The following is a 443-nucleotide window of genomic DNA, read 5'->3' as shown; positions in this document are numbered from 1 at the left end:
GACGTGTGCGGAGGCCGAGGAAACCTAGCGGAGCGAACCGAGGATGCGTTCGACGAAACGGTTGAAGGCAGTGCCGAGAATGGAGGATACGTCGTGGATGAGGATCGTCAGGCGGCGGGGCAGGTCGACTTCGCCGTCGGCGATGACCTGCATCGCCAGGGGCAGCACATGCTGGGGGGGCCGCAGCAGTCGGATCAGCAGGCCCAGGAGGGGAAGGGGGAGGGGCACGGCGGGGCGGGGGGCGGTCGGCGTCTTTTGCCCCGGATGGCCCTGGGCGTATGGTTGGGGGGGCCCTTTTTTTAAACTGATGCTGGCGGGCCTAAGAGACGGCATGGGTGGTGTAGTGTGTCAGCGGCGTGAGGAGGCTAGAGAGTTGTAGCAGAGTGAGTGGGTGACGGCGGATATATCAGTGTGGGCGGTGACGAGGAATTAGGTTGTAATGT

General features: G+C 63.7%; 1 pseudogene. It reads right to left on the bottom strand.

Going from position 1 to position 443, the window contains the following annotated elements:
* Positions 1-27: 27 nt before the first annotated feature.
* Positions 28-231 (bottom strand): annotated as a pseudogene (locus DNK59_RS32640) (chemotaxis protein); the annotation flags it as partial.
* Between the last annotated feature and the right edge of the window lie 212 nt (positions 232-443).

The sequence above is a fragment of the Pseudomonas sp. TKO26 genome (assembly GCF_003225665.1).
Taxonomy (GTDB): Bacteria; Pseudomonadota; Gammaproteobacteria; order Pseudomonadales; family Pseudomonadaceae; genus Aquipseudomonas; species Aquipseudomonas saponiphila.
Note: the sequence above shows the minus strand (reverse complement) of the source record. Positions and strands in the feature narration are given on the sequence as shown.